The sequence below is a fragment of the Microbacterium sp. lyk4-40-TSB-66 genome (genome assembly GCF_030209475.1).
Taxonomy (GTDB): domain Bacteria; phylum Actinomycetota; class Actinomycetes; order Actinomycetales; family Microbacteriaceae; genus Microbacterium.
Map to the genome: position 1 here is coordinate 139,404 of NZ_JARVRW010000007.1, position 23,515 is coordinate 162,918.

At 71.2% G+C, this 23,515-nt stretch carries 19 protein-coding genes; 7 read left to right on the forward strand and 12 right to left on the reverse strand.

What is annotated here, in order from left to right; translation table 11 throughout:
* Positions 1-51 precede the first annotated feature (51 nt).
* The 5 genes from QRO03_RS11535 to QRO03_RS11555 form a co-directional block, all read right to left on the reverse strand.
* Entirely contained in the window at positions 52-1,230 is a 1,179-nt protein-coding gene (locus QRO03_RS11535) for a thiolase family protein (RefSeq protein ID WP_285137639.1), read from the reverse strand.
* Positions 1,230-2,414: a bifunctional 2-methylcitrate synthase/citrate synthase gene (locus QRO03_RS11540; protein ID WP_285137640.1), complete on the reverse strand. Its 1,185-nt coding sequence runs from the start codon at positions 2,412-2,414 to the stop codon at positions 1,230-1,232. Before QRO03_RS11540 ends, QRO03_RS11535 begins: the two co-directional genes overlap by 1 nt.
* A gap of 186 nt (positions 2,415-2,600) precedes the next feature.
* Positions 2,601-3,500 carry a methylisocitrate lyase gene (gene prpB, locus QRO03_RS11545; RefSeq protein WP_285137641.1) on the reverse strand — a complete coding sequence of 300 codons (900 nt, stop codon included), beginning with the start codon at positions 3,498-3,500 and terminating at the stop codon, positions 2,601-2,603.
* Positions 3,501-3,576: 76 nt separating this feature from the next.
* Positions 3,577-5,103, reverse strand: coding sequence for an MmgE/PrpD family protein (locus tag QRO03_RS11550; RefSeq protein ID WP_285137642.1), 1,527 nt, complete (start codon positions 5,101-5,103; stop codon positions 3,577-3,579).
* Complete coding sequence (locus QRO03_RS11555; RefSeq protein WP_285137643.1) at positions 5,100-5,729, reverse strand: GntR family transcriptional regulator; 630 nt, start codon at positions 5,727-5,729, stop codon at positions 5,100-5,102. The genes QRO03_RS11550 and QRO03_RS11555 overlap by 4 nt, the downstream gene beginning before the upstream one ends.
* Before the next feature lie 124 nt (positions 5,730-5,853).
* On the opposite strand from QRO03_RS11555, the gene QRO03_RS11560 reads away from it, so the two are divergent.
* Entirely contained in the window at positions 5,854-6,759 is a 906-nt protein-coding gene (locus QRO03_RS11560; protein WP_285137644.1) for an ABC transporter ATP-binding protein, read from the forward strand.
* Complete coding sequence (locus QRO03_RS11565; RefSeq protein ID WP_285137645.1) at positions 6,756-8,378, forward strand: ABC transporter permease; 1,623 nt, start codon at positions 6,756-6,758, stop codon at positions 8,376-8,378. Before QRO03_RS11560 ends, QRO03_RS11565 begins: the two co-directional genes overlap by 4 nt.
* A gap of 66 nt (positions 8,379-8,444) precedes the next feature.
* On the opposite strand, the gene QRO03_RS11570 is transcribed toward QRO03_RS11565, so the two are convergent.
* Positions 8,445-9,029, reverse strand: coding sequence for a TetR/AcrR family transcriptional regulator (locus QRO03_RS11570; protein ID WP_285137646.1), 585 nt, complete (start codon positions 9,027-9,029; stop codon positions 8,445-8,447).
* A gap of 253 nt (positions 9,030-9,282) precedes the next feature.
* Here QRO03_RS11570 and QRO03_RS11575 point away from each other — a divergent pair, with 253 nt between their 5' ends.
* Positions 9,283-10,254: a zinc-binding dehydrogenase gene (locus QRO03_RS11575; protein ID WP_285137647.1), complete on the forward strand. Its 972-nt coding sequence runs from the start codon at positions 9,283-9,285 to the stop codon at positions 10,252-10,254.
* A gap of 419 nt (positions 10,255-10,673) precedes the next feature.
* Here QRO03_RS11575 and QRO03_RS11580 read toward each other — a convergent pair whose 3' ends face one another.
* The 5 genes from QRO03_RS11580 to QRO03_RS11600 form a co-directional block, all read right to left on the reverse strand.
* A complete protein-coding gene (locus tag QRO03_RS11580; RefSeq protein WP_285137648.1) occupies positions 10,674-11,153 on the reverse strand; it encodes an NUDIX hydrolase in 480 nt (159 codons plus the stop codon).
* The gene (locus QRO03_RS11585) at positions 11,153-12,814 is read right to left on the reverse strand and encodes a DUF4407 domain-containing protein (protein WP_285137649.1); all 1,662 of its coding nucleotides are present in this window, start codon (positions 12,812-12,814) and stop codon (positions 11,153-11,155) included. The genes QRO03_RS11580 and QRO03_RS11585 overlap by 1 nt, the downstream gene beginning before the upstream one ends.
* Positions 12,815-12,952: 138 nt before the next feature.
* On the reverse strand, positions 12,953-13,966 hold the full coding sequence (locus QRO03_RS11590; RefSeq protein ID WP_285137650.1) for an aldo/keto reductase family protein: 1,014 nt from the start codon (positions 13,964-13,966) through the stop codon (positions 12,953-12,955).
* A 185-nt stretch (positions 13,967-14,151) separates the two neighbouring features.
* A complete protein-coding gene (locus QRO03_RS11595) occupies positions 14,152-14,955 on the reverse strand; it encodes an ABC transporter permease (RefSeq protein ID WP_285137651.1) in 804 nt (267 codons plus the stop codon).
* Complete coding sequence (locus QRO03_RS11600) at positions 14,952-15,827, reverse strand: ABC transporter ATP-binding protein (protein WP_285137652.1); 876 nt, start codon at positions 15,825-15,827, stop codon at positions 14,952-14,954. The genes QRO03_RS11595 and QRO03_RS11600 overlap by 4 nt, the downstream gene beginning before the upstream one ends.
* A gap of 294 nt (positions 15,828-16,121) precedes the next feature.
* Between QRO03_RS11600 and QRO03_RS11605 the strand changes: the two genes are divergently transcribed.
* The 4 genes from QRO03_RS11605 to QRO03_RS11620 are packed head-to-tail and all read left to right on the forward strand — an operon-like array spanning position 16,122 to position 22,125.
* Positions 16,122-17,579 carry a glycosyltransferase family 2 protein gene (locus tag QRO03_RS11605; RefSeq protein WP_285137653.1) on the forward strand — a complete coding sequence of 486 codons (1,458 nt, stop codon included), beginning with the start codon at positions 16,122-16,124 and terminating at the stop codon, positions 17,577-17,579.
* Positions 17,576-19,549, forward strand: a complete 1,974-nt coding sequence (locus tag QRO03_RS11610) for an ArnT family glycosyltransferase (RefSeq protein WP_285137654.1) — start codon at positions 17,576-17,578, stop codon at positions 19,547-19,549. Before QRO03_RS11605 ends, QRO03_RS11610 begins: the two co-directional genes overlap by 4 nt.
* Before the next feature lie 51 nt (positions 19,550-19,600).
* Positions 19,601-20,500, forward strand: a complete 900-nt coding sequence (locus tag QRO03_RS11615; RefSeq protein WP_285137655.1) for a DUF4397 domain-containing protein — start codon at positions 19,601-19,603, stop codon at positions 20,498-20,500.
* Positions 20,501-20,550: 50 nt separating this feature from the next.
* Positions 20,551-22,125: a glycosyl hydrolase family 8 gene (locus tag QRO03_RS11620; protein WP_285137656.1), complete on the forward strand. Its 1,575-nt coding sequence runs from the start codon at positions 20,551-20,553 to the stop codon at positions 22,123-22,125.
* Positions 22,126-22,149: 24 nt separating this feature from the next.
* On the opposite strand, the gene rlmN is transcribed toward QRO03_RS11620, so the two are convergent.
* Positions 22,150-23,460: a dual-specificity RNA methyltransferase RlmN gene (gene rlmN / locus QRO03_RS11625; RefSeq protein ID WP_285137657.1), complete on the reverse strand. Its 1,311-nt coding sequence runs from the start codon at positions 23,458-23,460 to the stop codon at positions 22,150-22,152.
* Between the last annotated feature and the right edge of the window lie 55 nt (positions 23,461-23,515).

Consider the following 23,515-nt stretch of genomic DNA (forward strand, 5'->3'; position numbering starts at 1 on the left):
GCGAGCGAGCGAGAGAGCGGGAGAGCGAGCGCGCGCGAGAGGGCGGGGGATTCAGTAGCGCCGCAGCAGGGCCGCGAGGGCCTGACCGCCGCCGATACACATCGTCACCACGGCGTACTCGAGGTCGCGGCGCTGCAGGTCGAGCGCGGCGCGCACGGTGAGGATCGCGCCCGTCGCACCCACCGGGTGCCCCAGGGCGATCGCCCCGCCGTACGGGTTGACCCTCTCGGGGTCGAGCCCGGCATCGCGGATCACCGCCACCGCCTGGGCCGCGAAGGCTTCGTTCAGCTCGATCACGTCGACGTCGGCGGGCCGCAGTCCCGTCTGATCCCACAGACGCTGCAGGGCGAGCACGGGGGCGTACCCCATGATCTCGGGGTCGACGCCGGCGGTGGTGACCGCCTCGAGCGTCGCCAGACCCGGAAGGCCCCGTTCGCGCACGTCGTCCTCGCGCATGAGCACGGTCGCGGCGGCGCCGTCGTTGATGCCCGACGAGTTGCCGGCCGTTACCGACCCGTCCTTCTCGAACGCGGGGCGGAGGCCCGCGAGCGCCTCCATCGTGGTGTCGGGACGCGGGTGCTCGTCGACGGAGACCTCGACCGACCGCTTTCCGCCGGTGGTCACGGCGACGATCTCGTCGGCGAAGGCCGCGCGCGCGGCATCCGTCGCCGCCCGCCGCTGACTCTCGACGGCGAAGGCGTCCTGCTCCTCGCGCGAGACGGAGTACCGGGATGCCACGACCTCGGCCGTCGTGCCCATGTGCCGGCCGCTGAACGGGTCGGTGAGGATCGCGAGCGTGCCGTCGAGGAGCGTGCGATCGCCGAGCCGGGCATTGCCGCGGGCGCCGTAGTCGAGGAAGGGCGTGCGCGACATGCTCTCGTCGCCTCCGGCCACGGCGACATCGATGCCACCCCAGCGCAGTTCCTGCGCCGCCGACCAGATCGCCTGCAGGCCGGAGCCGCAGAGCCGGTTGACGGTGAAAGCGGGGACACGCGTCGGCAGTCCCGCGGCGAGCGCCACGCGGCGCGCGTTGTAGGCGTCGGGGCCGTTCTGGGCGATGCAGCCCATGACGACCTCGTCGACGTCGTCCTTCGCGACTCCCGCCCGGCGCAGCGCCTCGGTCACCGCGACCGCGCCGAGTTCGTACGCGTCGACGCCCGACAGGGCGCCCCCGAACGACCCGATCGGCGTGCGGGCTCCCGCGACGAGGACGATCCGCGGCTCGGGCATCAGCCCGCCGCCTCTTCGGGTCGCTCCTGCGCCTCGACGTCGGCGGCATCCGGAACGTACCCCTCGACGTGGCGCTCGTCGGGGCCGACGTAGGCCGACAGCGGACGGATGAGGGCGTTCGACGACTGCTGCTCCCGGATGTGGGCGGTCCAACCGGTCACCCGGGCCGCGACGAAGAGCGGCGTGAAGGTCAGGGTGTCGAAGCCGATGAGGTCGTACGCGGGGCCCGAGGGGTAGTCGAGGTTCGGGTAGATCCCCTTGCGCTCGACGAACTGCGACTCGAGCGCGTCGTAGAGAGCGGCGACGTCGGGACGGTCGTAGTGCGCGACGAGGGTGTCGAGCGCGGCCTTCATCGTCGGCACGCGCGAGTCGCCGCGCTTGTACACGCGGTGGCCGAAGCCCATGATCTTGCGCTTCTCGGCGAGGGCCGTATCGAGCCAGGGACCGACGTTCTCGGCCGAGCCGATCTCGGTGAACACGTGCAGGACGGCCTCGTTGGCGCCGCCGTGGAGCGGACCCTTCAGTGCGCCGATCGCGCCGACCACCGCCGAGTACAGATCGCTGAGGGTCGAGGCGATGACGCGGGCGGTGAAGGTGGAGGCGTTGAAGGAGTGCTCGGCGTACAGGATCATCGACCGGTTGAACGCGTCGACGACGACCTCGTCCGCCTGCTCGCCGAAGGTCATCCAGAGGAAGTTCGCGGAGTAGTCGAGGTCGTCGCGGGGCTCGATGAGCTCTTCGCCGCGGCGGCGGCGCTGGCCGTAGGCCACGACCGCGGGCAGCTGCGCCCACAACCGCACGGAGCGCTCGAGGTTCTCTTCGGGGGTGCCCACGGCATCCATCACGTTCGAGATGCCCGCCGTCTCGCGCGCGCCGATGGCGCTGACGGCCGTGCGCACCTCGTCCATCGGGTGCACCGACGTCGGCAGCAGATCGATCACGGCGCGCACGTCGTCGCTCAGCGACCGGTGCTGCCGCTCGATCCGGCGCAGGTCGGCGAGCTGTGCGGCATCCGGAAGCTCCCCGTTCCACAGCAGATACGCCACCGCCTCGAAGGGCTGGGTGGCGGCGAGCTCCTGCACGGGGTACCCGCGGTACAGCAGGCTGTTGGTCTCGGGGTTCACCTTGCTGACGGCGGTCTCATCGACCGTGACGCCGGCGAGGCCCTTCTTGATGTCGGTCATCGTCTCTCCCTTGAGTCGTGCTCTGTTCCATGGTGCCGGATGCGGCCGGGGCGGAGCTGCGGCGGGGCGACCCTCGTCCCACTTCTTGTCGCCTCCAGACCCTTCGACCGGCCATGAGTGGGACATTCGCCGATAGAAGTGGGACGAGGAGCGCAACGTCGACAGGACGAGCGTGAGGGCGCCCGCTCAGCGCTCGACGGTGAAGTCGAACACGTCGGCGTCGAAGCGCGTGTAGCCCTCGTAGTCGATGAGGTCGTACAGGTCGGCGCGGTGCTGCATCTCGCCGAGCTGCTCGCGCAGATGACCCTCGGATGCCAGGGCGTCGAGGCCACGGCCGGCGGCGCCCATGGCGAGCCGCAGCAGCGAGACCGGCCAGATGACGAGGTTCACCCCGGCATCCTGCAACTGCCGCGTCGAGAACAGCTCGCTCTTCCCGAACTCGGTCATGTTCGCCAGGATCGGCACGTCCAGCGCCGCGCGCATCGCCTCGAATTCGCCGAGATCGCGCATCGCCTCGGGGAAGATCGCGTCGGCGCCCGCGTCGACCAGGGCCTTCGCGCGGTCGATCGCGGCGTCCATCCCCTCCACCGCGCGCACGTCAGTGCGCGCCATGATGAGGAAGTCCGGATCCCGTCGGGCGTCGACGGCCGCGCGGATGCGCTTGATCGCGGTGTCGGCATCCACCACGCTCTTGCCGTCGAGGTGCCCGCAGCGCTTCGGGTTGACCTGGTCTTCGATGTGGGTGCCGGCGAGCCCCGCGTCTTCGAGCGTCTGGATCGTGCGCGCGACGTTCATCGGCTCGCCGAATCCGGTGTCGGCGTCGATGATCGCCGGCAGCTCCGTCATGCGCGCGATCTGCTGCCCGCGACCGGCGACCTCGGTGAGGGTCGTCAGGCCGATGTCGGGCAGGCCCAGGTCGGCCGAGATCACGGCGCCCGAGATGTAGACGCCGTCGAAGCCCTTCCGCTCGATGAGCCGGGCCGACAGGGGGTTGAACGCCCCGGGCATGCGCACGAGATCTCCGGATGCCAGCCTCTCGCGCAGCGCGCGACGCTTCTGCTGCGGCGTGGTCTGGGCGTACAGCATCAGCGGCCTCGCTTCATCGAGTGGATCTCGCGCACCGGCGGCTCCGGCTTCTCGGGAGCGCACCCGCCCCCGCGCATCAGAACAGCCCCTTGGGTGCGGGAGCGAGGGCGAGCACGCCGGGCTTGGCGACGATCGAGAGCTGCATCACCTCGGCGGGCGTCAGCTCGGGCAGACGCTGCACGAGCTCGAGGAAGCGCTCGATCTCCTCGGGCTGCAGCACCGGCTCGGCCAGCAGGCGGAACTTGCGCACGTAGTCCTCGCGGGCGAACGGACGAGCGCCCAGCGGGTGGGCGTCGGCGACGGCGATCTCGTCTTCGACCGTCGTGCCGTCGGTCAGCGTGATGACCACGCGGCCGCCGAACGCCTTCTCGTCGGGGTCCTCCGAGTGGTAGCGGCGCGTCCACTCGGCATCCTCCGCCGTCGTGATCTTGTGCCACAGCGCGAGGGTGTCGGTGCGGCCCGCGCGCTCGGGCGCATACGAGTCGGCGTGGTGCCACGCGCCGTCCTGCAGGGCGACGGCGAAGATGTACGGGATCGAGTGGTCGAGCGTCTCGCGCGAGGCGGTGGGGTCGTACTTCTGCGGGTCGTTCGCCCCCGAACCGATCACGTAGTGCGTGTGGTGGCTGGTGTACAGGACGATGGATGCCACGTTCGCGGGGTCGCGGAGATCCGGGCGCTCCGTACCGAGGCGGCGGGCGAGGTCGATCCACGCCTGCGCCTGATACTCGGCCGAGTGCTCCTTCGTGTACGAGTCGAGGATGCCGCGCTTGCTCTCGCCCTCGGCGGGCAGCGGGACGTCGTACGACGCGTCGGGGCCGTCGAGCATCCACGCGATGACACCGTCTTCGCCCTCGTAGATCGGCGACGGGCTGGTCTCGCCGCGCATCGCACGGTCGACGGCCTCGATGGCCATCTTGCCGGCGAAGGCGGGGGCGTGCGCCTTCCAGGTCGAGATCTCGCCCTTGCGCGACTGCCGCGTCGCGGTGGTCGTGTGGAGGGCCTGGCCGATGGCCTGGTAGATCGTCTCCTGGTCGAGGTCGAGCAGGGTGCCGATGCCCGCGGCGGCCGCGGGGCCCAGGTGGGCGACGTGGTCGATCTTGTGCTTGTGCAGCGAGATCGCCCGCACGAGGTCGATCTGGATCTCGTACGCCGTGGCCAGCGCCCGCACCAATGCGGCGCCGTCACGCCCGGTGTGCTGCGCGACCGCGAGCACGGGCGGGATGTTGTCGCCCGGGTGCGAGTAATCGGCCGCGAGGAAGGTGTCGTGGTAGTCGAGCTCGCGCACGGCGACGCCGTTGGCCCAGGCCGCCCACTCCGGGCTCGTGCGCCGCTCGAGCAGGCAGCCGAAGACGGTGGCGCCGGGGCCGCCGATCGACACGGCGTGGTCGAGGGCCTGCTGACGCGCCGCACTGACCGGCGGCCGCGAGATCGAGGCCGCGGCGACGGCGGCGTTGTCGATGAGGCGGTTGATGATCATGTCGACCACGTCGTCGTCGACGTCCACCGGGTCGACCGCGACCCGGGCGAGGGCCCAGGCGAGCTGGCCCTCACGGGCGAGGTTCTCGTCGCTGCGGTGCACGCGCACGTGGTGGGTGATCGTCATGAGGGGTCCTCCGTGAGGGCTTCGAGGATGGTGGTGAGGGCGTTGTGCAGATGCACGTGGGTGGCGTGGACGGCGAGTTCGGGGTCGCCGGCGCCGATCGCTCGCGCGATCAGTTCATGCTCCCCCGCAGAGGCGGAGAGGCGAAGGGGGTTGAAGCGGGCCATGCGACGCACCCGCACGAGGTGGGTGCGGACGCTGCGGAGTGCCGCGAGGAGGTAGCGGTTCTCGACCGCCACGTCGATGGCGTCGTCGAAGCGGGCGATGAGGGCGTAGTACGCGTCGGCATCCGCGAGGTCGACCGCCGCGAACTCGCGGGCGAGGGCGGTGAACACCCGCCGATCGCCGCGGTGGGCGACAGATCGCGCCGCTTCGCTCTCGAGAGCTCGGCGCAATGCGAACAGCTCACGGATGTCGTCGGCGTCGATGCCGGCGACGACCGTCACCCGCGCCGACGCCTGGGCGACGAGACCGTCGGATGCCAATCGACGCAGGGCCTCGCGCAGCGGCGTGCGGCTGACCCCGAGGCGCGTCGCCTGCTCGACCTCGCCGAGGACGGTCCCGGGTGCCAGGGTGCCCGTCTGGATCTCGTCGAGGAGGGTCGCGTACGCCCGTTCTCCTGCTCGCACCGCCCACCTCCTCGTCGTGTATACATTACGCTCCCTCAGCAACGGGAGGAACCAGGGGGCATCCCCCGTCCGTATACATTGCTTCCCCTTGAAGCGGCCGTTCGGTCGGCGTATCGTCCGCGACATGAGTGGGGCGATCCGCACCGCGGGCCTGCGAAAGACCTACGGCCGCACAGTGGCATTGGACGATCTCGACCTCGAGGTGGGCATCGGCCAGGTCCACGGCTTCCTCGGGCCGAACGGCGCGGGCAAGTCGACGACCCTGCGCATCCTGCTCGGCCTTGCGCGGGCCGACGCGGGCGAGGTGGAGGTGCTCGGCGCCGACCCCTGGCGCGATGCCCCGCGCCTGCATCGCCGCCTCGCGTACGTGCCGGGAGATGTGAGCCTGTGGCCGAACCTTTCGGGCGGTGAGGCGATCGACCTGCTCGCCCGGCTGCGCGGCTTCGGCGAGACGACGGCGTTCCAGCGCGAACGTGCACGCCTGCTCGACGCGTTCGACCTCGACCCGCGCAAGAAGGGTCGCTCCTACTCGAAGGGCAATCGGCAGAAGGTCGCGCTGGTCGCAGCCTTCGCCTGCCCCGCCGCCCTGCTCGTGCTCGACGAGCCCACGAGCGGTCTCGACCCGCTCATGGAGGTCGTGTTCCAGCGCGAACTGCATCGCGTCCGCGAGCACGGCACGACCGTGCTGCTGTCGAGCCACATCCTCTCGGAGGTCGAGCAGGTGTGCGACCGGGTGAGCATCATCCGCGCGGGCAAGGTCGTCGAGACCGGCACCCTCGACGATCTCCGCCACCTCACCCGCACGCAGATCTCCTTCGCCGACACCGGCGCCGAGCTCTCGCTCCCGGCCGCGCACGACATCGAGCGGCGCGACGGACGCGTGCGCTTCACCGTGGACACCGCGGAGGTGGCATCCGTGCTCCCCGCCCTGGGGACAGCCCGCGTCACGGGTCTGCGCGTCGAGCCGGCGTCGCTCGAGGAGCTGTTCCTCCGCCACTACGGCGAGCGCGTCGAGGACGACCGACGATGAACGGCCTCGGCCCGCTCCTGCGGGTGCGCCTGCGACGGGATGCCGTGCAGCTGGCCATCTGGATCCTCGGCACCGTCGCCCTCGGTGCCGCCACGGTCGCGGGGGTCCGCGGACAGTTCGCCACGCCGACCGATCGGGAGGCGCTGCTGGCGACCGCCATCGCCAATCCCGTCATCCTGCTCTTCCGCGGATTGCCGTCGGGTAGCGACGAGGGGGCGTTCGCCGCGTTCCTCATCACACCGTTCCTCGCCCTGCTCGCCGCCCTCATGAGCACCTTCCTCGCCGTCCGTCACACCCGCGGCGACGAGGAGGCGGGCCGCGCCGAACTCGTGGCCGCGACGCCGGCCGGACGATCCGCCGCCCTCACCGCGACCGTGGCGCACGGCATCCTGGCGAATCTCGTGCTCGCCGTCCTCGCGGCCCTCACCTTCGTCGGCCTCGGCTTCGCGGCGACGGGGAGTGCGTTGCTGGGCGCCTCGGCGGGGCTGACGGGTGTCGCCTTCCTCGCCGTCGCGTTCGTCGCGGCCGAGATCGCGCGCACCGCGCGCGCGGCGAACAGCATCGGGGTATGGGCCGTGCTGCTGAGCTACCTCGCCTGCGGCGTGGGCAACGCCCTCGGCACGCCGAGCGCCGATCTGCAACGCATGCAGAGCGCCCCGTTGGCGTGGGCGTCGCCCTTCGGGTGGGCCGAGAACGTGCGCGCGTTCGACGCCGACGACGCGCGGCCCCTGCTGCTGTCGGCCGCCCTCGCGATCGTCGCCGTCGGCGTCGCGGTCGTGCTGCACCGATCGCGCGACCTCGGCGCCTCGCTCCTGCCCGCCCCGCGGGGACCGGCGACGGCCGGGCGGCTGCTCTCGGGGCCGATCGGGCTGGCGTGGAGGGAGAGCCGCGGCGCCGTCATCGGGTGGGTCGTGGCGGGGCTGCTCGTCGGGCTGCTGTCGACGCGACTGTCGGCGGTGATCTCGCAGATCGGCGACTCGATCCCCTCCGTGCAGACGCTGCTGCAGAGTCTCGCCGCGCAGGGGTCTCTCGCGCAGGGAGCGGTCGAGGTCTTCTTCACCCTCGCCGGGATCCTCGCCGCGTGCGCCGGCGTGCAGGCCGTGGTGCGCCTTCGTCAGGACGAGGCGGCGGGTCTGGCCGAACCGGTCCGCGCCGCGGGGGTGAGCCGGGTGCGCTGGCTGGCGGCGGCGGTGTGCGTGGCGCTCGCGGGGATCGTGGGAACCCTCGGCGCCGCGGTCACCGGGGCGGCGCTCGGTGTCGCCACCACCGACGGTGGCGACACCTCCCTTTTGCGCGCGGCAGCGGTGAGCGCCGCGGGTCAGGCCCTGGCGGCGCTCGTGATCACCCTGGTCGCCGCCGTCGCCGTAGTCGTCGTGCCGCGAGCCTCGATCGCGATCGGCTGGGGCCTCGTGGGGCTCGCCGCCGTCGCGGGTCTCTTCGGCCCGTTGCTGGGGCTCCCCGACGCCGTCGTGCGCGCCTCGCCGCTGGCATCCGTTCCGATCCTCAGCGGCGACACCGTCGACGCGCGCGGCGCCGTGTGGTGGGCGCTGATCGCCGCCGCGTTGATCACCGCCGCGACGGTCGGGGTGCGTCGGCGCCCGCTCGTCGCCGATCGCTGAGCGACCGGGCAGCGGCTCGCCCCAGGACGTCGGATGCCGGACCCCTCAGCCCCGGACGGACGGCGGTCAGCGGCTCCCCCACGACGTCAGGGTCGAGGGGATGGATGCCAAGGTGGCCAGCGACGCGTCGCGATCGGCGCGGGCGAGGGTGAGGCCGGCTACCACGAGCGAGGCGCAGACCGCGGCGAGGGCGTCGACGGCATCCGGGGCGAGGTCGGGCCGGCGGTCGGTGACGGCGGCGCGGATGGCGGAGCGCATCTCGGCGGTGTAGCCCGAGACGAGCGCGCGCACCTCGGCGTCATCGCTGGCCAGCGGCGACGCCCCGGCGTTGAGCAGCAGACACCCCAGCCGCGCACGCGGGGCGTCTTCGGCGATCGCGGTGCGCATCTCGTCGACGTACGCCTCGAGCGCGCCGGGGTCTCCCCCGCCCAGCGGACGCAGCCGCGTGCGCACGACATCGTCGAGGTAGGCGGCCAGCACCGCGTCGAACAGGCCTCGCTTGCTGCCGAAGGCGTTGTAGATGCTCGAGCGCGTGAGGCCGGTCGCCTCTTCGAGCTCGGCGATTCCCGCCTCGGCATAGCCGCGCTGCCAGAAGACGTCGCGCGCGGCGTCGACGACGACGGAGCGGTCGAAGCTCGGCATCCTGCCCATGATCTCGCCCTCCTTGGGTGTCTGAGCCCGTCGGTGTCGCCGGACCCTTCGACGAGCCCAGGGGCCCCTCGGCGCGGGTGGCTGGGCTTGTCGAAGCCACCGACGCCTCTCGGCGCAGGTGGCTGAGCCTGTCGAAGCCACCGGGACCACGCGAGTCCCGGACCCCTCGGCCGGCTCGGGCCTCTCGGTTGCATTCCGAGGCTCGAGGTCTATATTAGACCGGTCGTTACAAAATAACCACAGGAGGCAATCCATGCGCGCAGTCATCCACCACGAGTTCGCCGAACCGGCCGACGTCCTCGGCGTCGAAGAGGTCGAGACCCCGACCCCCGGCCCCGGCGAGGTGCGCCTGCGCGTGCTGCTGTCACCCATCCACAACCACGACCTGTGGACCATCCGCGGCACCTACGGCTTCAAGCCCGAGCTTCCCGCACGTGCCGGCACCGAGGCCGCCGGGGTCGTGGACGCCGTCGGCGAGGGCGTCTCGCTCGAAGTCGGCCAGCGCGTCGCGACCGGCGGCACCTTCGGCGTGTGGGCGGAGTACGTCATCGCCCCCGCCGCGGGACTCATCCCCGTGTCCGATGCCCTGTCCGACGAGATGGCCGCACAGCTGGTCGCCATGCCCTTCAGCGCGATCAGCCTGCTGCACTCGCTCGACCTGGAGCCCGGTGACTGGATCGTCCAGAACACCGCCAACGGCGCGGTGGGGCGCATGGTCGCGCAGATCGCGAAGGCCCGTGGCATCCACGTGATCGGTCTGGTGCGTCGCGAGAGCGCCGTCGCCGAACTCGCCGAGCAGGGCATCGACAATGTCGTGTCGACCGACGCCGACGACTGGAGCGACAAGGCCCTCGCCCTCGCCGACGGCGCGAGGATCGTCGCGGGCGTCGACTCGGTCGGGGGTCCCGCCGCAGGTCACGTGCTGTCGCTGCTGAGCGAGAACGGCACGCTCGTGATCTTCGGCTCGATGGGCGCGGGCAAGCTCGAGCTCGGCGCCGGCGACCTCATCTTCCGTCAGGCCACCGTGAAGGGTTTCTGGGGCAGTGTCGTCAGCAAGACGATGGATGCCGACACCCGCGGCGCCCTCTTCGGTGAACTGTCGCGCTACCTCGCCGACGGCACCGTGACCCTCCCCGTGGCCGCCACCTTCGGCCTCGACGACATCGTCGACGCCGTCACCACGAGCGACTCGCCCCGCGTGGGCAAGGTGCTGCTGCGCCCGTGATCCGTTGCGGTGCGGTGTCGTCGTTCGCACGACGCCGCGCCGCGGCATCGGTCGCCTTCCCGATCGTGAGTGTCCGGGTGGCGCCACGGTCGACCCCGGGGCCGGAACCTGCGTCGAGTGTCCACGACACGCCGTGGGCGGGGCAGCCGCGCGGCGTGTCCTGGACGCTCAACGGCCTGGCCGGGCGCGCTCCGCACGGGGCTACCTCAGGGCGCGCCTGATCCGCGGCCTCAGCCCCATACCCCGTCGAGTGTCCACGACACGCCGCGGGCGGGGCAGCCGCGCGGCGTGTCCTGGACGCTCAACAGCTCGCGCGCCCGCGCGGGGTCTTAACCCGTGGGGTGTCCACGACACGCCGCGCTCGAGGCAGCCGCACGGCGCGTCGCGGACACTCGACCGACCCCCACGCAGAGAGGGCGTCAGGAGCCGGGCAGTGCCTCGAGCGCGGCGGCGAGCGCGTCGATCGCGGGACGCTGGCCCTTCACGAGCGCGGCGCGCGCGGTGTCGAGGTCGGCCCACTCCGCGCGGTCGACCTCGGGGAACGACGCGGTGCGACCGGAGCGCGGCGGCCACTCCATCTCGAAGGTGCCGTACGAGAAACCGGATGCCGTGAACCCGGCCCCGTCGCCCACGAACACCACGACCTTCTTGCCACTCGAGTACGCGAAGGTGCCGAGCTCGGCCCAGTCGACGTCGGGCGGTTCGACGCCGAGCTCCTCGCGGAACTCGCGCTGCGCGGCATCCAGGGCTCCCTCGGAGTCCGGGTCGAACTCGCCCTTGGGGATCGACCAGGCGCCCTCGTCCTTCTTCGCCCAGAACGGTCCGCCCATGTGCGCGATGAGCACCTGGGGCGCGGGGGTGAGGCGGTACAGCAGCAGCCCCGCGCTCCAGGCGACCATCAGGACACCGTCGCCGGGACCCGGTTCGCCTCGTCGGCGATGATGTCGGCGCGCTTGCGATAGGTGCGGGCCGACACCCGGTCGAGGGCGATCTGGCCGCGCATCTTCTCGGCCTTCTCGTACAACGACGGACCGCCGAAGCCGGTCAGCACCTTCACGAGCACCGGCAGCAGCTCGATCATGAAGAACAGCGCGGCGATCAGATAGTGCGCCCAGCGGAGCACCGGCTCACGGTCCGACAGTCGTTCGAGCGCCGTGATCTGGCTCAGCAGTCCCACCGCCCCCGCGTTGCCGTCGGCGACCGATTCGGAGCGCGCGTTGTACGCGGCCAGCGCCGCCTCGTACTGGGTGCGGGCGGCGGGGAGCTGATCCTCCGCCTGCTGCTTGTTGGATTCGGTGGTGGATGCCGCAGCCTCGGTGCCCGCGGCGTTGGCGGCCGCGAGGGTGGACTGCGCCTGCGCGAGCTGCGTCGACAGGGAGTCGTAGGCCGACTGCGCCTGGCCGAGCTGGGCCTGCGCCGCGTCGGAGCTCGCGCCGTCGCCGGCGACGCCGGTGCAGCCCGGCACGGTTCCGGCGCCCTGGCCGGTCAGCTCGCACTGGTACACCGCCCGCGCCTGGTCGATCACGCCCTGCTGCGCCGTGAGCTGCTGCGTGAGCTGGTCGACGGTCTGCTGGGCGGCGGCCGATTCGGCGGAGGTCGACGACGTGCCGGTGACGATGCCCGTCGCCGCCTGGTTCTCGAGCGCCGACACCTGCGCGGTCGCGGCGTCGAGCGCCTGCTTCTCGGGACCGCCGGTCACCGCATCCTGGTCCGTCAGCGCCTGGGTGACGTTGGTCGAGTTGACCTCGCGCACGATGTCGTTCTGGAACACCTGCAGCACGAGGGGTTCCGCCACCACGATGCCGATCAGCGCGGCCATGATCACGCGCGGAAGGGCGAGACCGAGCAGCCGGAAGATGTTCTTGGTCGAACGCATCGTCGAGGTGAGGAAGCGGTCGAGGTTGAAGATGATGAGGCCCCACACGATCGCGAGGGGGATCGCGAGCAGGATGCTGACGCGCACGCCGGTCATCAGCGCGAACATCATCGACAGCGCCGAGACGAGGGCCGTGCCCGCGAGCACGAGGAACATCTGCACGAAACGGGGGACCTCTTCGGGCACCTCGTCGAGCACGTCGTTGTCGGCGCCGCCGAGCACGGCCATGCGCCGGATCAGCGACAGACTCGGGCGGCGGGGGTCGTGGCGCCGCAGGCGGGTCGGCCGGGGGTCGGATGCCATGGGGCTCGGAGCGGCCTCGGGCTGCGGTGCGGGAGTCGCCGGCGCGACCTCGACGGGGTCGCGGTCCAGGCGGAGGGTCTCGTCGTCGGGAGCGGATGCCGCCGGATCGCGGTCGAATCGCAGGGTGTCGTCGTCGGGGCCGGATGCCGCGAAATCGCGGTCGAGGCGGAGGGTCTCGTCGTCGGCGAAGGGGTCGCGCGGCTCGTCGGCGGGAGGGGCACCCCACGGTTCGGAGGTGTGGTCGGGTGTCGCGGCGTCGGGTTTCGCCGCGTTCTGCGCGGCGAGGATGTCGTCGAGATACTGCTCGCGTTCCTCGTCCGTCGTGAACTCGATGCGGCCGTCGGAGCCGAAGCGACCGGGCCGGTGAGCGGAAAAGGACATTCGCACAGGGTACGACGCGATCCCTGCTCTCTCCTGAGCGCCTCCTGAGGCGCTGCCCAGCGCCGCCCGGGCGCCCGAGGCCGCCCCGCACACGAGAGCGGGCCGGACGCTAACGCCCGACCCGCTCCCTCGCCGTCGTCAGACCAGTCGCTGCTTCGGCGACACCTCGTAGGTGTTCTCGGGGTCGGAGAACACCGCGCCACCCAGCGCCTCGTCGATGGCGGTGAGGGTGTCGGCATCCAGGGTCACGCCCGACGCCTTCACGGTGTCGGCGAGCTGCTCGGGACGCGAGGCCCCCACGAGCGCCGCGGCGATGTTGGGGTTCTGCAGCACCCACGCGATCGCGAGCTGCGGCATGGAGAGCCCGGCCCCGTCGGCGATGGGCTTGAGGCGCTGCACGGCCTCGAGGGTGTCGTCGTTCAGGAACCGCTTGATGAAGTTCGCGCCGCTCTTCTCGTCGGTCGCGCGCGAGCCCTCGGGCACCGGCTGGCCGGGCAGGTACTTGCCGCTCAGCACGCCCTGCGCCATGGGCGACCACACGATCTGCGAGATGCCCAGCTCTTCGCTGGTCGGAACGACCTTGCCCTCGATCACACGCCAGAGCATCGAGTACTGCGGCTGGTTCGAGATGAGCTGGATGCCGAGCTGTTTCGCCAGCGCGTGCCCCTCGCGCAGCTGCTCGGCGGTCCACTCCGAGACGCCGATGTAGAGGGCCTTGCCCTGGCGGACGACGTCGGCGAACGCCTGGAACGTCTCTTCGAGCGGGGTCTCGTAGTCGAAGCGGTGCGCCTGGTAGAGATCGACGTAGTCGGTGCCGAGGCGCTTCAGCGACCCATTGATGGAGTCCATGATGTGCTTGCGGCTGAGACCGGTGTCGTTCGGCCCCATCGGACCGGTGGGGAAGTACACCTTCGTGAAGATCTCGAGCGATTCGCGCCGCTGACCCTCGAGCGCCTTCCCGAGCACCGTCTCGGCCGCCGTGTTGGCGTACGTGTCGGCGGTGTCGAACGTCGTGATGCCCGCGTCGAGCGCCGCATGCACCGTCTTGACCGCCGCGTCGTCACCGACCTGCGAGCCGTGGGTCACCCAGTTGCCGAGGGTGATCTCCGAAATCTTGAATCCACTGTTTCCGAGGTAGCGATAACCGACCATCCTCCAACGCTAACGCTCCCCTCCGACACCGGGGCCGTGGCATCCCTCCTCCGCGTGAGTCGCCGGGATTCGTCGCTTCGGATGCCCCGTAAGCGACACATCTCGGCGACTCACGCGCTCGCGCAGCGCGCACACGCGCGCAGCCGCACTCCCTCGCGCAGCGCGCAGCACGCTCGCGCAGCGACTCACGCGTCCTTGCGGATCCACCGGAACGTCACGCGCACCAGGGCGAGCCCGACCACCAGCCAGATCAGGGTCACCAGCAGGATGAGCGGGTGATCCCACGAGCCCGACGGCTCGGCTGCGGCGAAGCTCTCGGGCAGGAACACCGAACGGAACCCCTGCGCCAGCCACTTCAGCGGGAAGACGCTCGCCACGTTCTGCAGCCACTCGGGGAGGGCGGCGAAGTTGATGTAGACGCCCGAGATGAACTGCAGCAGCAGCACGATCGGGATGACGACGCCGGTGGCGCTGCGGCCGGTGCGCGGGAGCGCCGACAGGCCGATACCGAGGATCGCGCACGTGGTGACCCCGAGCAGGAACACCCACGCGAAGGTCAGCCAATGCTCCGGATCGGTCGGCAGAGGCACGCCGAAGAACACCGCTGCCACCACGATGAGCAGCACCGACTGCAGGAAACCCGTCACCAGCACCTGGCCGAGTTTGCCGATGAAGTACGACACGGGGCTCAGCGGAGTGCCGCCCAGGCGCTTGAGGGTGCCGTCGCTGCGCTCCATCGCGATGTCGATCGACATGTTCTGCAAGCCCGACAGCAGAACGCCCGCGGCGAGCATCGCGGGGAGGTAGAACTGCGCGGCATCCACCTCGTCTCCGGGCGGGCCGAACGTCTGCGCGTCGAAGGCGACGGAGAAGATCAGCAGGATCATCACCGGGAACAGGAACGTGAAGAACACCGAGTCGCCCTGACGGAAGTACGCGCGCACCTCGAACGCGACGCGCGCGGCGCCCAGCCGCAGCACGCGGCTCACGCCACGCCTCCCGCGGCGGTGGTGCGACGGGCCTCGTCGCCGAGGAACGAGAGGTAGACGTCTTCGAGGCTCGGGCGCACGACCTCGAGCCGCTCCGGTTCACCGAGGCGGGCGTACAGCGACGCGACGGCCGCCCCCGGGTCCTGCGTGCGTTCCTCGCGCGTCTCCCCGCCTTCGCGCCAGCGCACGACGGGCACGCGCGCGTCGGGTCCGCCGAGCTCGTCGATACGGCCGACGGATGCCATCTGCCCGCCGACGATGATCGCGGCGCGCTCCGCCAGTTCGGCCGCCTCGTCGAGGTAGTGGGTGGTCAGCAGGATCGTGGTGCCCTGGCGCTGCAGGTCGCGGATGAGGTCCCAGAACTGCCGCCGCACCTCGGGGTCGAACCCGGTCGTGGGCTCGTCGAGGAAGAGCAGCTCGGGGCGGCCGATGATGCCGAGCGCCACGTCGACGCGGCGACGCTGCCCGCCCGACAGCTTGCGCACCGAGACCTTGGCCTTCTCGGCGAGTCCCACCGACGCGATCACCTCGTCGACGTCGCGCGGGCGCGGATAGAACGAGGCGAAGTGCGCGAGCATCTCGCGCACGCTCGCGGTCGGCGCTTCACCGGTGTTCTGCAGCACGATGCCGAGCCGGGCCTTCCAGTCCAGCCCGCCGCGGTGCGGGTCGACGCCGAGCACGCGCACCTCGCCGCTCGTACGATCGCGGTAGCCCTCGAGGATCTCGATGACGGTGCTCTTGCCCGCCCCGTTGGGTCCGAGCAGCGCGAACGTCTCACCGCGGCGGATGTCGAACGACACGCCCCGCAGCGCCTCGAGTCCCCCTCGGTAGGTCTTGCGCAGGTTCTCGACCTCGACGACGCTCTCGCTCATGGGCCCAGTCTGGCGCACGGGGCGGCGACGGGAACGGCGAGCAGGGGACGTCGGCATCCACTGTCCGACCGACCCGCCCGAGTCGGGGCCAACCTGGCAATGACCTGACCGATCCAAACCATCCCCCCACCTCGCCGCGCATAACGCGTACGGCCGGATGATCTGCCTCGCGGGACCGGCACCGGCATCACTCCGTCGTCGGCTCGACTCCCCCCTCGCCGACTGTGTCCCCTCCCATCCCCGAATCGTCCCCCGGACGCCGGAGGTCCCCTGATGTTTCCCCTCGGCACTCTCATGCCCCCTTTCGCGCAGACCGCACCCGACCCCACTCCGGGGCCCCTGCTCACCCCCGTCGCCCCCGCTCCCGGTCAACAGCCCGTCGACGTCCCCGTCCCCGCCCAGCCGGGCTCCTCCGTCACCGGGAGCTTCCTCCCCGACTGGTCGATCGGTGAATGGCTCGGTTACAGCGGCATCATCGTGCTGGCACTGGCGCTCACCGTCGTCGCGACGACGACGCTGTGGTGGATGCTGCACGCCTGGCGCTCCGCGGACGACCTGCGAGCCACGCAGTTCAGCTCCGCACCGCGGCCGTCTCGACACCGCTTCACCCTCCTGGTCCCCGGGCGCCACGAGGAGGAGGTCATGGGTCAGACGCTCGACCGCCTCGCCCAGCAGGACCACCCGAACTTCGAGATCATCGCGATCGTCGGACACGACGACCCCGGCACGGAACTCGTCGTACGACAGGCCGCCGCTCGGCATCCCGACCTCATCACGGTCGTCGTCGACGACAGCGTGCCCAAGAACAAGCCCAAGGCGCTGAACAGGGCCCTGCAGATCGCCACGGGCGACGTGGTCGGCGTCTTCGACGCCGAGGACGAGGTGCATCCGGGGCTCCTCACCGTCGTCGACTCGAAGTTCCAGGAGACCGACGCCGACGTCGTGCAGGGCGGCGTGCAGCTGATGAACTTCGAGACGAGCTGGTGGTCGCTGCGCAACGTGCTCGAGTACTACTTCTGGTTCCGTTCGCGCCTGCACTTCCACGCGCGCTCCAAGTTCATCCCCCTCGGCGGCAACACCGTCTTCGTCACCCGTGACCGTCTCACCTGGTCGAAGGGCTGGGACGAGGAGTGCCTGGCCGAGGACTGCGAGCTGGGCGTACGCCTCTCCAGCGACGGCGCGAAGGTCGTCGTCGCGTACAACCCCGAGTACGTCACCCGCGAAGAGACGCCCCCGACACTGAAGTCCCTCTACAAGCAGCGGACCCGGTGGAACCAGGGCTTCCTGCAGGTGCTCGGCAAGGGCGAGTGGAAGGCGCTGCCGACGCTTCGCCAGCGCATGTACGCGCGATACCTGCTGAACATGCCGTTCCTGCAGGCTGCGACGGGTCTGCTCATTCCGATCTCGATCGCCTTCATCCTGCTCGTCAAGGTCCCCACCGCCGTCGCGCTCCTCACCTTCCTCCCGCTCGTACCCACCGTCCTCACGCTCGTCGCGGAAGCCGCGGGACTGACGGAGTTCGGACGCGTGTACGGCAAGAAGGTCCGGGTCCGCGATTATGTGCGGCTCGTGCTCGGCCTCGTGCCCTACCAGGTGTTCCTCGCCGCCGCGGCCGTGCGTTCGGTCGTCCGACAGCTGCGCGGTGACGGGAGTTGGGAGAAGACCGAGCACACCGGTGCGCACCGGGATGCCGTGAACCCGGCGCCGGAGGCCCGCGAACTCGTCAGCGCGACGACGGAGGCGAACCGATGACCTCCACGATCGATCGGCCCGCTGCGGCGAGCGCCGCGCAGAGCATCGACGCACCGCCCCGCACCCGAAGCCGGCGGCTGCTCGACGCCGCCTGGCTGCTTCCCCCTCTGCTGATCGGCCTTCTCGTCAACGCGCTGAACCTCGGCGGGTCGCCGCAACGCATCGACGACGAGGGCACCTACACCGCGCAGGCGTGGAGCATCGGCAACCTCGGAGAGCTGACCCACTACACCTACTGGTACGACCACCCGCCCCTCGGCTGGATCCAGATCGCCGCGTGGGTGGGGCTCACCGACGGTTGGGGGCGCTACGACGTCGCCGTGATCGCCGCCCGAGAGGCGATGCTCGTGGCCACCGCGATCGCGGCCGTCCTGCTCTGGTACCTCGTACGTCGCATCGGATTCGCCCGCCTGACGGCATCCGTCTCCGTGGCGATCTTCCTCCTGTCGCCCCTCGCCGTGCAGTTCCACCGCCAGGTCTACCTCGACAACATCGCGACCGCGTGGCTGCTCGCCGCCCTCCTGCTCGCCATGAGCAGGCGCGCTCAGCTCATCGGGTACATCGGCGCTGCCGCCGCTCTCGGGGTAGCCGTGCTGACGAAGGAGACCTACCTGCTCGCGCTGCCGCTGGTGGCCTGGCTGATGTGGCGCGGAGCCGACCGCACCACGAGGCGCTACACGCTCTCGGTGGCGACGGCGGTCTTCGCCCTCATGGGCCTGGTCTACGTCGCGTTCGCGGTGGTGAAGGGCGAGGTCATGCCGGCAACGGGCCGCGTGAGCCTGTGGGACGGCCTCGCCTTCCAGCTGGCGTCGCGCGAGGGCAGCGGGTCGCTGTTCGACCCAAACAGCCTGTTCTCCCGCACGGTCGGACTCTGGTGGCAGCTCGACGCGGTCCTCATCGTCACCGCGCTCGTCGTCGCGGTCGGAGGGCTCATCGTGCGGCGCCTGCGCCCCTGGGCCGTCGTGTTGCTCGCCCTGACGGCCTTCATGTTCCGCGGGGGCTACCTTCCGGTGCCGTACGTGATCATGCTGCTCCCCTTCGCCGCGATCGTGGTGGCAGGGATGGGGCAGATCGCACTCGAGCAGCTCCGCTCCCGTACCGCCCTGCGGCGGATCGGTGGCGCGACCCTCGCCTCGGGACTGGTCGTAGCACTCGTCGCGGCCGGGCCGCTGTGGGCCACCCAGCTGCGCGGGTTCCTGCTCGCCGACCTCGACCGCCCGCTGCGCGACGCCGAATCGTGGATGACGCAGAACGCGTCGGGAGATGCGCGCATGCTCGTCGACGACGCGATGTGGGTCGACCTCGTCGACGCCGGGTTCGCCCGCGAGAACGTGGTCTGGTACTACAAGGCCGACACCGACACCGATGTGCAGGAGCTCGCGCCCGACGGCTGGCGAGACTACGACTACGTGATCACCACGGACTCGATGCGGACCTTCCCCACCGAGTTCCCGACCGTCCGTCAGGCCATCGAGAACAGCGTCGTCGTCGCCTCGTTCGGCGAGGGTGCGCAGCAGGTCGACGTGCGCCTCGTCGACCGCGATCAGGCCGCCCTCGCGCAGGCCGCCGACGACGGACTGTATGCCGCACGCTCCATCGCAGGGCAGCAGCTGCTGCGCAACCCCGACGTCGGCGTCCCCGGTGCGGCGCAGGACCTGCTCACCTCCGGAGTCGTCGATGGACGCATCCTGCTCACGCTCGGTCAGCTTTCCTCGACCGGCCGCATCGACCTCGCCGACATCGGGCAGCTGGAGGGGGATCCCTCCGGAGTCCACCGTCGACTCGTCATCAGCTCGTTCGCGGGACAGGACGCACGTGGCACGGCACCCGGCTCCGACGCGGTGGTGCGGTTCTACGAGTCTCTCGCGGGCCAGCTGCGCCCGGTCTCGGTCGAACGCAGCGACGCCGGGGTGGTCGTGACCTTCTCCCCCGACGAACCGACCGGCCTGCTTGCCCGTCCGCCCGCGTGAAAACGCTCCCTCACCGCCTCATCCCCTGACCCCCCGATGAAAGGATCCGCCATGACCCGCACCATCGACACCTCCCGTTCCTCGAGCCGCACGCCCCGGCGCGGCCTGCGCGCCCTCGCGTTGGCCGCGGCCGCCGCACTGCCCCTGGCCCTGGGGGTCGCCACCGCACCTGCCGCGATGGCGGTTTCCACCGCCCCCAGCGGGTGGGCGCGCGTGGCCCACCTCTCGCCCGACACCAAGTCGGTCGACGTGCAGCTCACGGCCCTGGCCGGCGGCGCCGTCGTCTACCAGCTCGACGACGTCGCCTACGGCGCAGTGAGCCCGTACATCCCGCTCGCGGAGGGGACCTACGTCGTCGCCATGGTGCCCTCCGATGCCGCCGACGACGCCGAACCCGTCGTGCGGCAATCCGTCGACGTTTCGCAAGGCGTGCCCGTCACCGTCGCAGCCTATGGACGCAATGCCGACCTGAAGACCGCCGTCTTCACCGACGACCTATCCGCGCCCGCGGCGGGCGATGCGCGCGTGCGGGTGGTCCAGGCCTCCACCGTCGAACCCGTCGTCGACGTCGACACCGCGCAGGGGCGCGCGATCGCCCGATCCGTTCCCACCGGGTCGGCGACGGACTATGCCGAGGTCTCCGCCGGATCGTGGGCCCTCGAACTGTCGGGTGCCGACGAGACGGCGTCCTCGACCGTGGACCTCCCCGCGGGGAGCGTTTCGACCCTCTTCGTCCTCGACGACGCCGCCGGCACCCTGATCGCGCAGGCGGTCACCGACTCCGCCACGCTCGCCGACATGCCCATCGGTGGCATCCACACCGGCGGAGGGGGCACGGCCGCGCAGCCCGTCCCCGCTGGGGGACCGCTGGCCGGAGCCGGTGCGCTGCTCATCGCCCTCGTCGCGGCGGTCGTCGTGCGGCGCCGCCGGGCGGCGAAGGGAACCGTGTGAGCGGCACGCGCAGGCTTCTGGGCGTCGGCGCGGTCTCCGCGGCTGTCGGGATGGTCCTTACCGCGTGCGCGGCGCCGGCCGACGACGACACCGGAGTGCGCGAGCGGACGGTCGCGACGGCATCCACTTTCCTGGATGCCTACGTCGATGACGGTCGGGTCGTGCGCACCGACCAGGGCGGCGACACTGTCAGCGAGGGGCAGGCCTACGGTCTGCTCCTCGCGGTGGCCGCCGGCGACGAGGAGCGCTTCGACCGCATCTGGTCCTGGACTACCGAGAACCTCCAGCGCGACGACGGCCTGCTGTCGTGGCAATGGAAGGACGGGGCGGTGGTCGACGACCAGCCCGCCTCCGACGCCGACCTCGATGCGGCACGAGCGCTGGTGCTCGCCGCCGACGCCTTCGACCGTGACGACCTGCGCGAGAAGGGTGTGGCGCTGGGCGAGGCACTGCTGGACGAGATGACGACCACCACCGCTCTGGGCCGGATCCTCCTCCCCGGTCCGTGGGCGACGTCCTCTCCCCACGCGTACAACCCCTCCTACGCCTCGCCGGCGGCGTACAGAGTGCTCGGGGAGGCGTCGGGCGATCCGCGCTGGGACGAGCTGACCGAGGGCAGCCGCGCCGCGACCGCCGCCCTGCTCGACGCCAACCCTCTGCCCACCAACTGGGCCACCGTCGCGGACGACGGGACGGTGGCGATCGCCGGATCGGCGAGTGGAGAGGGCGAACCTCGCTACGGATACGACGCCGTGCGCACCCCGATCCGTTTCGCCGAGTCGTGCGACCCCGCCGACCGCGCGCTCGCCGGACGCATCGGCCCCGCACTCCCCGCCGACGAGACACTCCCCGCCGAACTCGACTCCGGTGGGGGCGCGGTGACCACGGATCAGCACGCCATCGCCTACGCCGCCCGCGCTGCGGCGCTCGCGGGTGCCGGACAGACCGACGCCGCGGCATCCGATCTCGGCCGCATGTCAGAGACCTCCTCGACCACACCGACCTATTACGGCGATGCCTGGAACGCCCTGGCGACCGCGATGCTCAGCGATGACGTGCTCGCGGGGTGTCCTCCGTTGACCGACGCCACGCCCGCGGCAGCAGGCTCGGCGTCTGACGCCGGCAGTGCGTCGACGGGAGCCGCCCCGGGCCTGCAGGATCCGGTCTCACCGACCTCACCGTCGACCGCGTCGCCCGTGCACATCTCCATCCCCGCCATCGGGGTCGACTCCGACCTCATCGGCCTCGACCGCGGCGCGGACGGCTGGATCGAGGCCCCGACCGATTTCGACGCCGTCGGCTGGTACGAGAAGGGTGTGCTTCCGGGCGCCGTGGGTCCGGCCGTCATCGCCGCTCACGTCGACTCCCCCACCGGGCCCGCCGTCTTCATCGATCTTCCCAAGCTGGTGTCCGGCGACACCGTGTCGATCGCCCGCAGCGACGGGACCACGGCGGACTTCGTCGTGACCGGCCTGCAGACGGTCGAGAAGGATACCTTCCCGACCGCGTCGATCTACGCCCCCGTGCCCACACCGGAACTGCGCATCGTCACTTGCGCCGGGGCGTGGGACCCGGCGACCGGGCACTACGTCGACAACCTGGTGGTCACCGCCGTCGCGGCGTGAACGGCGGGTGCCGCGAGGAGCGCGTCAGCCGACGGGCGTCGCCGCAGCGGCGACCTCGTCTTCTTCGGTGGCGACGAGCTGGCCGCACGCCCCGTCGATCTCTTTCCCGCGCGTGTCGCGGAGGGTCGTGGGGATGCCGGCGTCGTTGAGCCGGCGCACGAACTCGTTCTGCACGGGCACCTCGGATGCCGTCCAGATCGATCCCGGAGTCGGGTTCAGCGGGATCGGGTTCACGTGCACCCAACCGCGGCCGCGGGCGTTGAGCTTCTCGGCGAGGAGGTCGGCACGCCAGGCATGGTCGTTCATGTCCTTGATCAGGGCGTATTCGATCGAGACGCGGCGACCGGTCTTGTCGAAGTAGTTGCGCGCGGCATCCAATGCCTCATCGACCTTCCAGCGGGAGTTCACCGGGATGAGCTCGTCGCGCAGGTGGTCGTCGGGCGCGTGCAGCGACAGCGCGAAGGTGACCGGGATGTCTTCGTCGGCGAGCTTGCGGATCGCGGGGACGAGTCCCACGGTCGACACCGTGATGCCGCGGGCGCTCATGCCGAGCCCGTGGTCCTTGTCGACCATGACGCGCACGGCCTGCATGACCCGCGCGTAGTTGGCGAGCGGCTCGCCCATGCCCATGAACACGATGTTGCTCACGCGGTCGAGCGAGTGGTCGGAGCTCTTCTTCCCGCCGAGGCCCCCGGCGGCGATGAGGGCGTTGGCGCGCACGATCTGCTCGATGATCTCGCCCGCCGACATGTTGCGGGTCAGCCCCGCCTGGCCGGTGGCGCAGAACGGGCAGTTCATTCCGCACCCCGCCTGCGACGACACGCACAGCGTGATGCGGCCGGGGTAACGCATCAGAACCGACTCGACCAGGGCGCCGTCGTGCAGCTTCCAGAGGAACTTGATCGTGTCGCCGCGGTCGGTCTCGAGCCGACGCACCTCGGTGAGCAGCGGGGGCAGGAGCCCCGCGACGAGTTCTTCGCGACCGGATGCCGGGAGGTCGGTCATCGCGGCGGGGTCGGAGGTGTAGTGCGTGAAGTAGTGCTTCTCGAGCTGCTTCGCCCGGAAGCCGGGGAGGCCGAGCTCCTTCAGCTTCGCGATCCGCTCGTCGTGCGTGAGGTCGGCGAGGTGGACGGGCGGCTTTCCGCGCTTGGGGCTGGCGAACTGCAGCAGGGGGCGACCGGTCTCGTCCTTCGCCTGCTGCCAGCCTTCGGTCTTCGGCCGCACCTGACGGGTGCCGGACGCGGGGCGCGTCTCGCGGATGCCGGTGTCGGCAGGGGCCCCCGCGGGGCGCGCCTGCCGGGGCGTAGTGGAGCGCACGGGGGGCTGTTCGGTCATGTTTCCAGGGTACCGGGGCGTGCCTGCGCCGCGCCTGGGCGCTGCGCCGACCCGT

Excerpts from the sequence above, each read along its gene's own strand:
- QRO03_RS11535 (WP_285137639.1), bottom strand. The coding sequence starts at position 1,230 with ATGCCCGAGCCGCGGATCGTCCTCGTCGCGGGAGCCCGCACGCCGATC.
- QRO03_RS11540 (WP_285137640.1), bottom strand. The coding sequence starts at position 2,414 with ATGACCGACATCAAGAAGGGCCTCGCCGGCGTCACGGTCGATGAGACC.
- prpB (WP_285137641.1), bottom strand. The coding sequence starts at position 3,500 with ATGCTGTACGCCCAGACCACGCCGCAGCAGAAGCGTCGCGCGCTGCGC.
- QRO03_RS11550 (WP_285137642.1), bottom strand. The coding sequence starts at position 5,103 with ATGACGATCACCCACCACGTGCGCGTGCACCGCAGCGACGAGAACCTC.
- QRO03_RS11560 (WP_285137644.1), top strand. The coding sequence starts at position 5,854 with ATGAGTGGGGCGATCCGCACCGCGGGCCTGCGAAAGACCTACGGCCGC.
- QRO03_RS11565 (WP_285137645.1), top strand. The coding sequence starts at position 6,756 with ATGAACGGCCTCGGCCCGCTCCTGCGGGTGCGCCTGCGACGGGATGCC.
- QRO03_RS11570 (WP_285137646.1), bottom strand. The coding sequence starts at position 9,029 with ATGGGCAGGATGCCGAGCTTCGACCGCTCCGTCGTCGTCGACGCCGCG.
- QRO03_RS11575 (WP_285137647.1), top strand. The coding sequence starts at position 9,283 with ATGCGCGCAGTCATCCACCACGAGTTCGCCGAACCGGCCGACGTCCTC.
- QRO03_RS11580 (WP_285137648.1), bottom strand. The coding sequence starts at position 11,153 with ATGGTCGCCTGGAGCGCGGGGCTGCTGCTGTACCGCCTCACCCCCGCG.
- QRO03_RS11585 (WP_285137649.1), bottom strand. The coding sequence starts at position 12,814 with ATGTCCTTTTCCGCTCACCGGCCCGGTCGCTTCGGCTCCGACGGCCGC.
- QRO03_RS11590 (WP_285137650.1), bottom strand. The coding sequence starts at position 13,966 with ATGGTCGGTTATCGCTACCTCGGAAACAGTGGATTCAAGATTTCGGAG.
- QRO03_RS11600 (WP_285137652.1), bottom strand. The coding sequence starts at position 15,827 with ATGAGCGAGAGCGTCGTCGAGGTCGAGAACCTGCGCAAGACCTACCGA.
- QRO03_RS11605 (WP_285137653.1), top strand. The coding sequence starts at position 16,122 with ATGCCCCCTTTCGCGCAGACCGCACCCGACCCCACTCCGGGGCCCCTG.
- QRO03_RS11610 (WP_285137654.1), top strand. The coding sequence starts at position 17,576 with ATGACCTCCACGATCGATCGGCCCGCTGCGGCGAGCGCCGCGCAGAGC.
- QRO03_RS11615 (WP_285137655.1), top strand. The coding sequence starts at position 19,601 with ATGACCCGCACCATCGACACCTCCCGTTCCTCGAGCCGCACGCCCCGG.
- QRO03_RS11620 (WP_285137656.1), top strand. The coding sequence starts at position 20,551 with ATGGTCCTTACCGCGTGCGCGGCGCCGGCCGACGACGACACCGGAGTG.
- rlmN (WP_285137657.1), bottom strand. The coding sequence starts at position 23,460 with ATGACCGAACAGCCCCCCGTGCGCTCCACTACGCCCCGGCAGGCGCGC.